Source organism: Serratia sp. JSRIV002 (assembly GCF_019968725.1).
GTDB classification, from domain to species: domain Bacteria; phylum Pseudomonadota; class Gammaproteobacteria; order Enterobacterales; family Enterobacteriaceae; genus Chania; species Chania fonticola_B.
The window spans coordinates 4,749,051-4,762,293 of record NZ_CP074143.1 but is presented as its reverse complement, the minus strand read 5'-3'; the positions used below and the strand labels follow the sequence as shown (position 1 = coordinate 4,762,293).

The following is a 13,243-nucleotide window of genomic DNA, read 5'->3' as shown; positions in this document are numbered from 1 at the left end:
ACAGCATGCTGTACCCCTATAGTCTTTATGGCGCTGGAATGGTGAAGCGGCTGTGGATCTCTTCCAGAGCCTGCAACACTTCCTCGTTCAACACCACGTCAAAACTGTCGATATTTATCTTCAACTGCTCCAGCGTGGTGGCACCCAGCAAGGTGCTGGCAACGAACGGCTGCTGGCGCACGAATGCCAATGCCATCTGTGAAGGGTCCAGACCATGCTTTTTCGCCAGCGCCACGTATTCGGCGATCGCCGCCTGGCTCTGGGCTGAAGAGTAGCGGGTAAAGCGGCTGAACAGTGTGTTGCGTGCCCCGGCCGGTTTGGCACCGTTGAGGTATTTGCCGGACAGCGTACCGAAGGCCAGGCTGGAATAGGCTAACAGTTCGATACCCTCATGTTGGCTGATCTCCGCCAGACCAATCTCAAAGCTGCGGTTTAACAGGCTGTAGGGGTTCTGGATCGAGACGATACGCGGTAGTTCGTGTTTTTCTGCCAGTTGCAGGTAGCGCATCACGCCCCAAGGGGTTTCGTTAGAGACGCCGATATAGCGAATTTTGCCGGCCCGGACCTGCTCGGTTAACGCTTCCAGAGTTTCCAACAGCGGGATGGTGGCCTTCTCATCGGTGTACTGATAATTGAGCTTGCCGAAACAGTTGGTGGTGCGCTGCGGCCAGTGTAGCTGGTACAGATCCAGATAATCGGTGTTTAACCGTTTCAGGCTGGCATCCAGGGCAGCGCGGATATTTTTGCGATCTAACGCCTGCTGTGGGCGGATCCCAGCGTCATTACCCCGGATCGGCCCGGAGACCTTGCTTGCCAGCACGATTTTATCGCGGTTGCCGCGCGCTTTGATCCAACTGCCAATGTATTGCTCTGTCAGCCCCTGGGTTTCCGGGCGCGGTGGCACTGGATACATCTCTGCGGTATCAATCAGGTTGATGCCAGCGGCTAATGCATAATCCAGCTGTGCGTGGGCATCGGCTTCGCTGTTTTGTTCGCCAAAGGTCATGGTGCCCAGTCCCAGCACGCTCACTTCTAAAGAACTGTGGGGAATACGGTGGTATTGCATTAACGGCCTTCCTTCAATGTTAGCGCTTACGGGCGTGATGCCCGGTAAAACAGCAGCCAGAGATCCAACGGCGTAACACGCCTTACTTGACTATAACCAAGCTAAGAAGATGGTGAAAGTGGAATATAACAGCCGAGGGCAGGGCTAATCCCCTGATTGATAATCCGTCAGGGGTCAGGAAGATGCGGGGGCTGGGATTAACGCTCGATAACCTGCGAGACCTGATCGCCGTTAATCTGACGCTGCTTGCCTTGCTCGTCCTGATAGCTGATCAGGCCGGTATCCTTATCGATTTTAGGCTTACCCTGCGTGAGGATCATATTGCCATCTTTGGTGGCCATCACATAGTCGCTGGAACAGCCTGCTAATCCGGCGACCATCATCAGGGCGGAAATAGCCATTACCCACTTTTTCATGCCGAACACCTTATATACCTAGAATAATTGTCCTAATAGAGTAGCAAACTCTGCCAAAGATGGCTTTCGGACGTATCCCATCTGTGTAAGGAGAAATGACGGTGAAATCAGGATGCGCAGGGCTAATCAAAGCGTAAAGTGCCTGGCCAGCAGCGCCCGGGTGAAGTTTTTCTTCAGATAGAAGCCGCGCGGCAAGGTGAGGATCGGTTGGCCCTGTTCGCCGGTGGCTTCGGTCAGTGCCTTGTTGTTGGCCGCTTTTGGCCGCAGCTGTAGCACTTCGCCATGGCGGGCAGTGATCCGCTCAACCTGGCCGAGCACGATAAGATCCATCAGTTCTTCCCAATCCCGGCGCAGCATCTCGGTTTCTTCCTGATTGGGCTGCCACAGCAGCGGGGAACCTACGCGGCGCTGTGCCAATGGGATTTGTCGTTCACCCTCCACCGGGATCCACAGCACGCGTGCCAGTTTGTGGCGTACGTGGCTGCTTTCCCAAGTGACGCCGCTATTGCCTGTCAGCGGGGCTACGCAGACGAAAGTGGTTTCCAGCGGGTTACCGGCGGCGTCGACCGGGATGGTTTTCAACTCAATGCCCAGCTCTGGGAAATCCTGTTCAGGCTTGCTGCCCGCCATGGCACCCAGATAGAGCTCCAGCAGCATGCCGACCCAACCTTTATCCCGTTTGAGATCCTTGGGAATGCTGACCTGCGCACGAGCTGCCAGTTCACCAAGGTTAAAGCCAGCCAGCGCCTGGGCACGGGCTAATAATTGCTGCTCGTTTTCTGGCGGCAGCGGGGATAAACACGCCATAAATCAGACCTATGCATTATGGTTAAAAAATGTACCGAATTTACTCACAGCCTTAAAAGGGAAAAGCAGGCTGGGGAAAACAACAATAGTAGCATGATTTTGCATGACTTTTTGGCTACCCCATCGCGGTAGAAAAATTTCATCGCGGGGTTGTGCACCTGTAGCCACCGACAATAAACAGGATCTTACACCTATTTATCCACAGATTTCTGGGATAACCCAACTTTTTGCCGATCACTGGTTTGATTTACAGCCTTGACGCGGGGCATTTTTTACGAATTTGGCGGTTTTATAGGTCACTGGGTATAATAATCTGTGGATAAAATCCGCATTGGTGGATCTTTCGCCAGAGAAAGATCCAAAGCGTGCATAGATCACATTTTTACCCTGTTCATAACTGTGTTTAAGTCATTATTGCATTGTATTTAAAGGAATAATAAAAAATTAAAAATACGGCGGATTTTAAGTTCAATTGAGTTTTCCCGGCTTATCCCTAGAGTTCTTCACACACCTATCCACAGAAAAAGTGAATAAAACCGCCCTCCAACCTCGTTACATGTTTATAACTTTGCCATTATCTGTGAGTTATCCCAATGTTATCCGAGCGACGGCGCTGCAAAGCAGTGGTTTACCGCCTGTGGCTTGTGTGAAACAATCAGGTTATCAATACGAATTTATGCTTATCGAGGTAGTCCGGTGATCGATGATGATGGCTACCGCCCGAATGTTGGTATCGTAATCTGTAATCGTCAGGGGCAGGTCCTATGGGCCCGCCGTTACGGTCAGCACTCCTGGCAGTTTCCCCAAGGGGGAATAAACCCTGGCGAAACGCCTGAGCAGGCGATGTACCGTGAGCTGTTCGAAGAAGTGGGGCTGAGTAAAAAGGATGTGCGTATCCTGGCCTCAACCCGCAACTGGTTGCGCTATAAATTGCCAAAACGTTTGGTGCGTTGGGACACAAAGCCGGTTTGTATCGGCCAAAAGCAGAAATGGTTTCTGCTGCAGTTAATGTGCAATGACGCGGATATCAACATGCAGCGCAGCAGTACGCCGGAGTTTGACGGCTGGCGCTGGGTGAGCTTCTGGTATCCGGTGCGCCAGGTGGTGTCGTTTAAACGCGACGTGTACCGCCGGGTTATGAAAGAGTTTGCCGCAACCGTCATGCCTATGCAGGAACTGGCAGCGCAGCGGCAGCCTCCTGCTTATCGCCGAAAGAGAGGTTAAGTCAAACCGACTATGCTCACGCGCTTGCGAGAAATTGTTGAGAAAGTGGCCGCGGCGGCCAGTCTGACAGATGCGCTGGATCTTTTGGTCAATGAAACCTGTCTGGCGATGGACACCGAAGTTTGCTCCATCTATCTGGCAGACAACGACCGCCGCTGTTATTACCTGATGGCGACGCGCGGGTTGAAAAAGCCCCGTGGGCGAACTATCGCCCTGGCCTTTGACGAAGGCATCGTCGGCCTGGTCGGGCGGCGGGCAGAGCCGATCAACCTGGCGGATGCCCAAAGCCATCCCAGCTTCAAATATATTCCGCAGGTCAAAGAGGATCGTTTCCGATCCTTCCTTGGCGTGCCGATCATTCATCGCCGCCAGTTGCTTGGCGTGTTGGTGGTGCAGCAACGTGAACTGCGCCAGTTTGACGAAAGCGAAGAATCCTTCATGGTTACCCTGGCCACCCAAATGGCCGGGATCCTCTCGTTATCACAGCTAAACGCCATTTTTGGCCAGTATCGCCAGACCCGCATTCGGGCGCTGGCTGCGGCTCCTGGCGTGGCAGTGGCGGAGGGGTGGTTAGATAGCAGCCAACCTTCACTTGATCAGGTGTATAAAGCCTCCACGCTGGATACCGTCAGCGAGCGTGAACGCCTGACACAGGCGTTGGAAGAGGCTGGGGCAGAGTTCCGCCGCTTCAGTAAGCGTTTTAGCGCCAGCTCGCAAAAAGAGAGCGCGGCGATCTTCGATCTCTATTCCCACCTGCTCAACGATGCTCGTCTCAAACGTGAACTGTACGCGGAGATCGATGCCGGTTCGGTAGCCGAGTGGGCGGTAAAACAGGTGATTGAAGCCTTCGCTGCCCAGTTTGCGACCTTGCAAGATACCTATATGCGCGAGCGCGCCAGCGACCTGCGTGCGCTTGGCCAACGTCTGCTCTTCCACCTCGACGATACCACCCAAGGGGCCAGCCAATGGCCAGCCCGATTTGTGCTGGTCGCCGATGAGCTGACGGCAACCCTGTTGGCCGAAGTGCCGCAGGATCGCCTGGCTGGCGTGGTAGTGCGGGACGGTGCCGCCAACTCCCATGCCGCGATCCTGGTGCGGGCCATGGGCGTGCCAACGGTGATGGGGGCGGACATCCAGCCTGCGCTGTTGGCCCAGCGAATGCTGATTGTTGATGGCTATCGCGGCGAGCTGCTGGTCGATCCGGAACCGGTGCTGGTGAAGGAATACCAACGTCTGATCAGCGAAGAGCAGGAGCTCAGCAAGCTGGCAGAAGACGACGTTGAACAGCCCGCAGAGCTGAAAAGCGGTGAGCGGATCCAGGTGATGCTGAACGCTGGCCTTAGCCCGGAACATGAACAACTGCTGGGTGCGCGCGTGGACGGCGTTGGCCTGTACCGCACCGAGATCCCGTTCATGCTGCAAAGTGGCTTCCCGTCGGAAGAGGAGCAGGTGGCGCAATATCAGGGCATGCTGCAACTCTTCTATCCGCACAAGCCGGTGACGCTGCGTACGCTGGATATCGGCGCTGATAAACAGTTGCCCTACATGCCGATCAGCGAGGAAAACCCGTGCCTCGGTTGGCGGGGGATCCGTATTACGCTGGATCAGCCAGAAATCTTCCTGATCCAGGTGCGCGCCATGCTGCGTGCCAATGCGGGAACCGGCAATCTGGGGATCCTGTTGCCGATGATCACCAGCCTGGAAGAGATCGACGAGGCCAAGCGCCTGATCGATCGCGCCGGGCGAGAAGTGGAAGAGATGCTGGGATACGACATTCCCAAGCCGCGGATTGGCGTCATGCTGGAAGTGCCGTCGATGATCTTCCTGATCCCTTATCTGGCCGCACGCGTCGATTTTGTCTCGGTAGGAACCAACGATTTAACCCAGTATCTGCTGGCGGTGGATCGTAATAATACCCGCGTTGCTTCGCTGTACGACAGCCTGCATCCAGCCATGTTGCAGGTGCTGAAATTGATCATCGATCAGGGGACGGCGGCCGGGCTGCATGTCAGCCTGTGCGGTGAACTGGCGGGAGACCCGATGGGTGCTCTGCTGCTGGTGGGTATGGGTTACCGCAATTTGAGCATGAACGGGCGCAGCGTCGCACGGATCAAATATCTGTTGCGCCATATCGAACTTGAAGACGCGCAAGGGTTGGCCAAGCGGGTATTGAGTGCCCAGATGACCACCGAGGTTCGCCACCAGGTAGCGGCGTTTATGGAACGGCGTGGCATGGGGGGGCTGATCCGCGGCGGCCGTTGATTAGGCGTTGTCCAGCCCGTTAAGTGTTGACCTATTTTTTTACAGAACTTTTCCCTGCCGGCAAGCCCGGACGTGGTTAAGCCTATGTTATGATGCGCCATCTCAATGCGGTGCTCCCGTTGCACGGGCTTTGCACCGCGTTTGGCACCTGCCGCCCCCGCTTGGGGATGAATAACAGACATATTGTGGTGATAGATGAGCACTAGCTATCTGGCGTTTCCAAAATTTGATCCGGTGATTTTCTCTATCGGCCCGGTCTCTTTGCACTGGTACGGTTTGATGTACCTGGTTGGCTTTGTTTTTGCCATGTGGTTGGCGGTGCGCCGCGCGAACAAGCCCGGCAGCGGTTGGACCAAAGACGAAGTGGAAAACATGCTGTATGCCGGTTTCCTTGGGGTCTTTATCGGTGGCCGTGTCGGTTACGTGCTGTTCTACAACCTGCCGTTGTTCCTGGATAACCCGCTCTACCTGTTCAAAGTCTGGGATGGCGGTATGTCATTCCACGGCGGCCTGATTGGCGTGATCGCGGTGATGCTGTGGTTTGCCCGTCGCACCAAGCGCAACTTCTTCCAGGTTTCTGATTTTATTGCCCCACTGATCCCGTTTGGTCTGGGCGCTGGCCGCCTGGGTAACTTTATCAACGGTGAGCTGTGGGGGCGTGTTACTACCAATACACCTTGGGCGATGCTGTTCCCAAGCTCGCGTCCGGAAGATATCGCCATCGCTGCCGCCAATCCTCAACTGCTGCCGCTGCTCAACGAATATGGCGTGTTGCCACGTCATCCGTCGCAGCTGTATGAAATGGTGCTGGAAGGCATCGTGCTGTTTATCATTCTGAACCTGTTCATCCGTAAGCCACGTCCGATGGGAGCCGTTTCGGGCCTGTTCCTGATTGGCTATGGCACGTTCCGTATTATCGTCGAGGCGTTCCGCCAGCCTGATGCCCAGCTTGGCCTGTTTGACGGGGTGATCAGCATGGGGCAAATCCTGTCCGTGCCGATGGTGCTCGCCGGTATTATTATGATGATCTGGGCGTATCGTCGTCGTCCACAGCAACAACAGTCGTGAGGAAAAATGAAACAGTATCTGGATTTGATGAACAAAGTGCTCGCCGAGGGCACCCCTAAAGCCGACCGTACCGGCACTGGCACGTTGTCGATTTTCGGCCACCAGATGCGTTTCAACCTGCAGGAAGGTTTCCCGTTGGTGACCACCAAGAAATGCCACCTGCGGTCGATCATTCATGAGCTGCTGTGGTTCCTGAACGGCGATACCAACGTGGCGTATCTGCGCGAAAACAACGTCAGCATCTGGGACGAATGGGCTGATGAAAACGGCGATCTTGGCCCGGTCTATGGCAAGCAATGGCGTGCCTGGGGCGCGGCAGATGGTCGCGAGATTGACCAGCTAAGCACCGTGTTGCAACAGCTGAAACAGGATCCGGATTCTCGCCGTATTATTGTTTCTGCGTGGAACGTGGGTGAGCTGGATAAGATGGCTCTGGCACCGTGCCATGCCTTCTTCCAGTTCTATGTGGCGGACGGCAAACTCTCTTGCCAGCTGTATCAGCGCTCGTGCGACGTGTTCCTCGGCCTGCCGTTCAATATTGCCAGCTATGCGTTGCTGGTGCATATGATGGCGCAACAGTGCGATCTGGAAGTGGGCGATTTTGTCTGGACCGGTGGTGATACCCATCTTTACAGCAACCACATGGAGCAGACGCAGCTGCAATTAACCCGCGAGCCGCGTGCGTTGCCGAAGCTGGTGATCAAACGCAAGCCAGCCTCGCTGTTTGATTATCGTTTTGAAGACTTTGAGATTGAAGGCTACGATCCGCACCCGCCGATCAAGGCTCCTGTCGCTATCTGATTTGCTGAGGGCCGTATCCGGCCCTCTTTCTTACGCCTACTGAAAGTAGGCGCGCCGCATGCTGCGCTCGTGCTGCATTGCCAAAAATGCGAAGCCGTACTCAACTTCCCCCAGCTTGTTACCTGCTAACTAAAAATTCTGCGTATCATTTGCCAGCCTGAGAAAAGGTGCCTTTCATCGTGCCTCTGGCTGATTACACTCGCCGTATGAACCGATATAAAAATAGCCCCGAACACCAGCAAGGCCTGACGCTGATCGAACTGATGATCGTGATGGTGCTGGCGGGGATGCTGACCTCTTGGGGGGGTAGCCAGTGGCATCATTATCAACAGGCGCTACGGCTTGAGCAGACCGCCCAGCAACTGCTGGCATTCTTAACGCGCTTACAGGCCGATGCCAACTGGCATAACCGCAACGCGTTATTGTGGTTTCGGCCTGGGAAAATCTGGTGCATAGGCAGCGGCCCGCAGGTGGCACCTTGTAGTGCATTGGCGGACCGGGTCTTTACCCCAGAACACCTGGATGTGGAGTTACAAGGTTATACCCAAAAGGAGATGGGATTTTATGGGGTGCGCAACAATGCGCAGGCCGGGCATATCCTGCTGGGCAATCCGGCTGGCCGCATACGTCTGGTGCTGTCTGCCAAAGGTCGGCTGCGGCTGTGCAGCGAAGAAACTGCTATCCGGAGCCTGCCCTTATGCGAACCTTAGAACAAGGCTTTACCCTGCCGGAGGTGCTGCTGGCGATGACATTCGGCAGCCTGATTGCATTGGCGGCGGCGAAAACCTTACCGATACTGCGTCAGCAGACGGTTGATGTAGGCCGTCATTATCGGTTGGAGCTGGTGTTACGCCAGCTGGCTTTCGGGATTGAAAAGGATCTGCGCCGCAGCGGATTTTGTGCCGGGCAGTGTCAGGGGCGCTCGTTGCTGATTGGCCATGCAGCGGGGGAAGCGCCGGGCAGCTGTGTGATCGTGGCCTACGATCTTAACCGCAATGGCAACTGGGACAGCGGTGGCGATGCCGAGTATTTTGGTTACCGCCTGCGGGCTGGCGGGCTGGAGGGGCAAAGCGGCGTGACCCAGTGCCAGGGCAGCGGCTGGGAACGCTTGCTGGATCAGGAAGAGGTACGGATTGAGTCTTTTTCTGTCAGCCAGATCGCAGGGCGCGATGGCAAGTCCTTGATGTTGTTTACCCTAAGGGGCCGCTCAACGGTGCGGGCAAATATAGAACGCCGCCTGGAGTGGGCGGTTAGCATGGAGGCACCCTAGAGATGGATATGCAGCAGGGGGGCAGCACGTTGGCTGCGGTGATGTTGTTGCTGGTGATGGGGCTGATGCTGCTCACCGCCCAGCAGCGGCAATTGGACAGTGCGCTACTGCTGGCCGTCGATCAGCAGCGCTATCTGCGGGCTTACAACCAGGCGGCTTCGGCCCTAAGCTGGGGGCTGACGCAACCGTGGCCACGGGAGTCTCTGCAGGCGAGCCACTGGTCCTGTCAGCAGATTAGCAGCGAGGCTTTGCAAGCCTGCGCCCGGCTATCGGCCCGTACCGGTCTGGTAATGGTGCGTGGGGCTGGAGATGTTGCGGGAGCGGAGCCCTTGTGGCTATACCAACTGGCTACACAGCAAGGCGGGGCTGGTGGCCACCTGCTGAAAGCGCAAAAAGGCGGCTGGCTGGATTTTTGTCCGGAAAAGCGGGAAAGCGACTGTGCTGAATAAACCAGCTGGCCGGCGAAGTCAGCGGGGTTTCAGCCTGCCCGAAGTGTTGATCGCGGCATTGTTGTTCGCCGTCTCGCTGCTCGGGCTGTTACACTATCAGCAGGTGTTGTTGCAGGCATTTCAACGGCAGTGGCAATATCGACAGGCCTGGTCTCTGGCGCACCAACAGCTGGAAATATTCAGTGCCGGTGCCGAAATAAGCCATGCCATATCGCTACCACCAAATTGGCACTACCAAGTCGAAACCCGCCAAGCGCAAGGCTCATGCCTGCGGCGTACGGTGAAGATACAAACGCCGCTGCACCAACAGATTGAACTCAGTCGCTGGTATTGCGGGCAGTAGCGCGGGGTGTTGTGCCACCTCAGACTCTTTTGGTCGAGATGTTCTCGATCGGTTCCCTCTCTCTTTGGGAGGGAGTCAGAGTGAGGAAAAACTATGTCGCCGGTAATGCCCTTTTTCGCTTCCAAGGAGCCTCATGTTTACGGTTTATCATTCCAATCAACTGGACTTGCTGAAAACGCTGACCAGCGCGCTGATAGCCAGAGAACCTTTGGCCGATCCGTTTCAACAGGAAGTGGTGCTGGTGCAAAGCCCCGGCATGGCGCAATGGTTGCAGATGCAGCTGGCCGAGCAGTTTGGCATTGCCGCGAATATCGTTTTCCCGCTCCCGGCGACCTTTATATGGGACATGTTCACCAAGGTATTACCCGGCATACCCAAAGAGAGCGCCTTTAGCAAAGATGCCATGACCTGGAAACTGATGTGGCTGCTGCCAGGCATGCTGACCCGGCCCGAGTTTGCTCCTTTACAGCATTATCTGACCGATGACGCCGACAAGCGCAAGATCCACCAGCTGGCCGGGCGTGTTGCCGATCTGTTTGACCAATATCTGGTTTATCGCCCGCAGTGGCTGGAGAGTTGGCAGCGTGGGGAAACGGTAGAAGGGCTGGCAGAGGCGCAAAGCTGGCAAGCCCTCCTGTGGCATCGGCTAGTGGAATATACCCACGAGCTGGGTCAGCCTGAATGGCACCGTGCCAATTTATATCGCCGGTTTATTAGTACCCTGGAGAATGCCACTCAATGCCCAGCAGGGTTGCCGCCACGGGTGTTTATCTGTGGGATTTCTGCCTTGCCGCCAATCTACCTGGAAGCGCTGCAGGCTTTGGGTAAACATATTGATATCCATCTGATGTTTACCAACCCCTGCCGCTATTACTGGGGCGACATTCAGGACTACGCCTTTCTGGCCCGTTTGCAGAGCCGCAAACGCCGCCACTATCACCAGGCACGGGAGCAAGGCTTGTTCCGTCAGCCGGAACAGGCAGCACAACTATTTGATGCCGAGGGTGAACAACAACTGAGTAACCCGCTGCTGGCTTCCTGGGGCAAGCTGGGGCGCGATCATCTGTATTTACTGTCGCAGATGGAGGCGGTGCAGGAAGTAGATGCCTTTGTCGAGATCCCGGCAGATAGCTTGCTGCACGCCATTCAGCACGACATGTTGGAGCTGGAAGATCACGCACTGATCGGCACCACGCCGGAAACCCTGGAGCGCAGTGACAATAAACGCCAGCTCGATCCGCAGGATCGCTCCATCAGTCTGCATGCCTGCCACAGCCCGCAGCGCGAAGTCGAGGTGCTGCACGACCATTTGCTGACCATGCTGGCAGAAGATCCCCAACTTACCGCGCGCGACATCATCGTGATGGTGGCCGATATCGACAGCTACACCCCGTATATTCAGGCGGTGTTTGGCAATGCCCCCGCCGGGCGCTATCTGCCGTTTGCCATTTCCGATCGCAAGGCCCGTCAGGCGCATCCTGCGCTACAAGCCTTTATTTCCCTGCTGGATCTGCCGCAAAGCCGTTTTACCTCAGAGGAGGTACTGGCGCTGTTGGACGTGCCTGCGCTAGCGGCACGTTTCTCGATTCAGGAAGAGGGCTTAAGTCTGTTACGCCACTGGACTGGCGAATCCGGGGTACGTTGGGGGCTGGATGATGACAACGTGCGTGAGCTGGATCTTCCCGCAACCGGGCAGCATACCTGGCGGTTTGGCCTGACGCGGATGCTGCTGGGCTACGCAATGGACAGCAACGCCGGAGATTGGCAGGGCGTATTACCTTACGATGAGTCTAGTGGATTAGTGGCCGAACTGGCTGGGCAACTGGCCGATCTGCTGGCACAACTCAGCCGTTGGCGGCAAATCCTCAGTGAAGAGCGGCCGTTAGCCGAATGGTTACCGCTGTGCCGCCAACTGCTCAATAGCTTCTTTGAGACGGACAGCGAAACCGAAGAGGCGTTGGCGCTGATCGAAGAGCAGTGGCAGAAAGTGGCCAGCTTTGGCCTGGCGGCCCGCTATCCCGATGCCGTGCCGTTGACGTTGCTGCGCGATGAACTGGCCGCACGGCTCGATCAGCAGCGCATCAGCCAGCGTTTCCTGGCTGGGCAGATCAACTTCTGTACCTTGATGCCCATGCGTTCCATTCCGTTCAAGGTGGTCTGCCTGCTGGGCATGAACGACGGTGTCTACCCCCGCACCTTGCCGCCGCTGGGGTTTGACCTGATGGCGCAGCAGATTAAGCGCGGCGATCGCAGCCGCCGTGACGATGACCGCTACCTGTTCCTGGAGGCGATCCTCTCTGCCCAGCAGCAGCTGTATATCAGCTTTATTGGCCGTTCCATTCAGGATAACAGCGAGCGATATCCTTCCGTATTGGTCACTGAACTGTTGGAATATCTGCAGCAAAGCTATTGCCTGCCCGGCGATGAAGGGCTGGATGCGGACGGCAGCGCACGCAGGGTCGGTGAGCACTTGCTTAAACGTCATGCCCGCATGCCGTTTGCTGCGGAAAACTTCCTGCCGGGGAGCGAAGATCAAAGCTATGCGGCAGAATGGTTGGCCGCTGCCGATGGCCGTGGCGCTGCACATCCAGAATTTAATCAACCGCTGGCGGAGGAAGAGAAAACCCAGGTTTCTCTTGATGAACTGCTCCGTTTTTACCGCCATCCGATCCGTGCCTTCTTCCAGCTACGTCTTGGCGTTAACTTTATTCTGGAAGAGACCGATCTGCCGGAAGACGAGCCTTTTACGCTGGATAACCTCAGCCGCTATCAGTTCAACAGCCAATTGCTGAACACGCTGATCGAGGGGGAGGACGCAGGCAAGTTATACCAACGGGTGCGTGCATCGGGGGGATTACCTTACGGGGCTTTCGGTGAGATTTACTGGCAAAAGCAGCAGGAGGAAATGGCGGAGCTGGCCGAGCGGGTGCGTGAACAGCGCCAGGAGAATGGCAGCCTGGAGCTGGATATCGACGTGGCGGGCATGCGTATCACCGGCTGGCTGCATCAGGTACAGCAGGATGGCTTGCTGCGCTGGCGACCGGCAACGCTTTCTGCCGTAGACGGCATCTTGCTTTGGCTGGAGCACCTGGTGTATTGCTGCGTTGGCGGTAGCGGGGAAAGCCGTATGTTTGGCAGCAAGAATTCCGCCTGGCGCTTCGCTGCGCTCGCAAGCGAGGATGCCCACGCGCAGTTGGCGGAGCTGGTAGCGGGCTACCGCCGTGGCCTGTCGCAGCCGCTGATGCTGCTCAATAAAAGCGGCTGGGCCTGGTTGAGCCAATGTTATCAGGCACAAACGCAGCAGATAGACTGGGATGAAGAAGTCCAGATCAAGGCGCGTGCCAAGCTGCTACAAGCCTGGCAGGGCGATCAGCGGATCCCGGGCGAGGGAGCAGATCCCTATACCCAGCGCGTTTTCCGCCAAATGGATAATGTTCGCCTTGAACAAATCCTCAAAGAAACAGAGTGTTACTTGTTGCCCGTGGCCCGTAATAACCTGGGGTAACCCCCCTCACGGTGGCACAGGTCGCAGTGAGG

The 13,243-nt window shown here is 56.3% G+C and carries 12 protein-coding genes; 9 read left to right on the top strand and 3 right to left on the bottom strand.

Going from position 1 to position 13,243, the window contains the following annotated elements:
- Window positions 1–25 precede the first annotated feature (25 nt).
- The 3 genes from KGP26_RS22365 to mutH form a co-directional block, all read right to left on the bottom strand.
- Window positions 26–1,066, bottom strand: a complete 1,041-nt coding sequence (locus KGP26_RS22365) for an NADP(H)-dependent aldo-keto reductase (protein ID WP_021179864.1) — start codon at window positions 1,064–1,066, stop codon at window positions 26–28.
- Between the two features lie 197 nt (window positions 1,067–1,263).
- On the bottom strand, window positions 1,264–1,482 hold the full coding sequence (locus tag KGP26_RS22360) for a YgdI/YgdR family lipoprotein (RefSeq protein WP_059201658.1): 219 nt from the start codon (window positions 1,480–1,482) through the stop codon (window positions 1,264–1,266).
- Between the two features lie 126 nt (window positions 1,483–1,608).
- Window positions 1,609–2,289, bottom strand: coding sequence for a DNA mismatch repair endonuclease MutH (gene mutH / locus KGP26_RS22355; RefSeq protein ID WP_021806136.1), 681 nt, complete (start codon window positions 2,287–2,289; stop codon window positions 1,609–1,611).
- A gap of 696 nt (window positions 2,290–2,985) precedes the next feature.
- Here mutH and rppH point away from each other — a divergent pair.
- The 9 genes from rppH (at window position 2,986) to recC (ending at window position 13,211) form a co-directional block, all read left to right on the top strand.
- Window positions 2,986–3,513: an RNA pyrophosphohydrolase gene (gene rppH / locus KGP26_RS22350; RefSeq protein ID WP_021179868.1), complete on the top strand. Its 528-nt coding sequence runs from the start codon at window positions 2,986–2,988 to the stop codon at window positions 3,511–3,513.
- 12 nt (window positions 3,514–3,525) lie between these two features.
- A complete protein-coding gene (ptsP, locus tag KGP26_RS22345; protein ID WP_021806133.1) occupies window positions 3,526–5,775 on the top strand; it encodes a phosphoenolpyruvate--protein phosphotransferase in 2,250 nt (749 codons plus the stop codon).
- A gap of 195 nt (window positions 5,776–5,970) precedes the next feature.
- The gene (gene lgt, locus KGP26_RS22340) at window positions 5,971–6,843 is read left to right on the top strand and encodes a prolipoprotein diacylglyceryl transferase (protein WP_021179871.1); all 873 of its coding nucleotides are present in this window, start codon (window positions 5,971–5,973) and stop codon (window positions 6,841–6,843) included.
- A gap of 6 nt (window positions 6,844–6,849) precedes the next feature.
- Entirely contained in the window at window positions 6,850–7,644 is a 795-nt protein-coding gene (gene thyA, locus KGP26_RS22335) for a thymidylate synthase (RefSeq protein ID WP_021179872.1), read from the top strand.
- 206 nt (window positions 7,645–7,850) lie between these two features.
- Window positions 7,851–8,354, top strand: coding sequence for a prepilin peptidase-dependent protein (locus KGP26_RS22330; RefSeq protein ID WP_037375685.1), 504 nt, complete (start codon window positions 7,851–7,853; stop codon window positions 8,352–8,354).
- The gene (locus KGP26_RS22325) at window positions 8,342–8,914 is read left to right on the top strand and encodes a prepilin peptidase-dependent protein (RefSeq protein ID WP_223500275.1); all 573 of its coding nucleotides are present in this window, start codon (window positions 8,342–8,344) and stop codon (window positions 8,912–8,914) included. The genes KGP26_RS22330 and KGP26_RS22325 overlap by 13 nt, the downstream gene beginning before the upstream one ends.
- 2 nt (window positions 8,915–8,916) lie before the next feature.
- Window positions 8,917–9,363, top strand: coding sequence for a YgdB family protein (locus KGP26_RS22320; RefSeq protein WP_223500274.1), 447 nt, complete (start codon window positions 8,917–8,919; stop codon window positions 9,361–9,363).
- A complete protein-coding gene (locus tag KGP26_RS22315; RefSeq protein ID WP_223664631.1) occupies window positions 9,353–9,706 on the top strand; it encodes a prepilin-type N-terminal cleavage/methylation domain-containing protein in 354 nt (117 codons plus the stop codon). Before KGP26_RS22320 ends, KGP26_RS22315 begins: the two co-directional genes overlap by 11 nt.
- A gap of 133 nt (window positions 9,707–9,839) precedes the next feature.
- Window positions 9,840–13,211: an exodeoxyribonuclease V subunit gamma gene (recC, locus tag KGP26_RS22310; RefSeq protein WP_223664630.1), complete on the top strand. Its 3,372-nt coding sequence runs from the start codon at window positions 9,840–9,842 to the stop codon at window positions 13,209–13,211.
- Window positions 13,212–13,243: the final 32 nt, after the last annotated feature.

Excerpts from the sequence above, each read along its gene's own strand:
- KGP26_RS22365 (WP_021179864.1), bottom strand. The coding sequence starts at position 1,066 with ATGCAATACCACCGTATTCCCCACAGTTCTTTAGAAGTGAGCGTGCTG.
- KGP26_RS22360 (WP_059201658.1), bottom strand. The coding sequence starts at position 1,482 with ATGAAAAAGTGGGTAATGGCTATTTCCGCCCTGATGATGGTCGCCGGA.
- mutH (WP_021806136.1), bottom strand. The coding sequence starts at position 2,289 with ATGGCGTGTTTATCCCCGCTGCCGCCAGAAAACGAGCAGCAATTATTA.
- ptsP (WP_021806133.1), top strand. The coding sequence starts at position 3,526 with ATGCTCACGCGCTTGCGAGAAATTGTTGAGAAAGTGGCCGCGGCGGCC.
- lgt (WP_021179871.1), top strand. The coding sequence starts at position 5,971 with ATGAGCACTAGCTATCTGGCGTTTCCAAAATTTGATCCGGTGATTTTC.
- thyA (WP_021179872.1), top strand. The coding sequence starts at position 6,850 with ATGAAACAGTATCTGGATTTGATGAACAAAGTGCTCGCCGAGGGCACC.
- KGP26_RS22330 (WP_037375685.1), top strand. The coding sequence starts at position 7,851 with ATGAACCGATATAAAAATAGCCCCGAACACCAGCAAGGCCTGACGCTG.
- KGP26_RS22325 (WP_223500275.1), top strand. The coding sequence starts at position 8,342 with ATGCGAACCTTAGAACAAGGCTTTACCCTGCCGGAGGTGCTGCTGGCG.
- KGP26_RS22320 (WP_223500274.1), top strand. The coding sequence starts at position 8,917 with ATGGATATGCAGCAGGGGGGCAGCACGTTGGCTGCGGTGATGTTGTTG.
- recC (WP_223664630.1), top strand. The coding sequence starts at position 9,840 with ATGTTTACGGTTTATCATTCCAATCAACTGGACTTGCTGAAAACGCTG.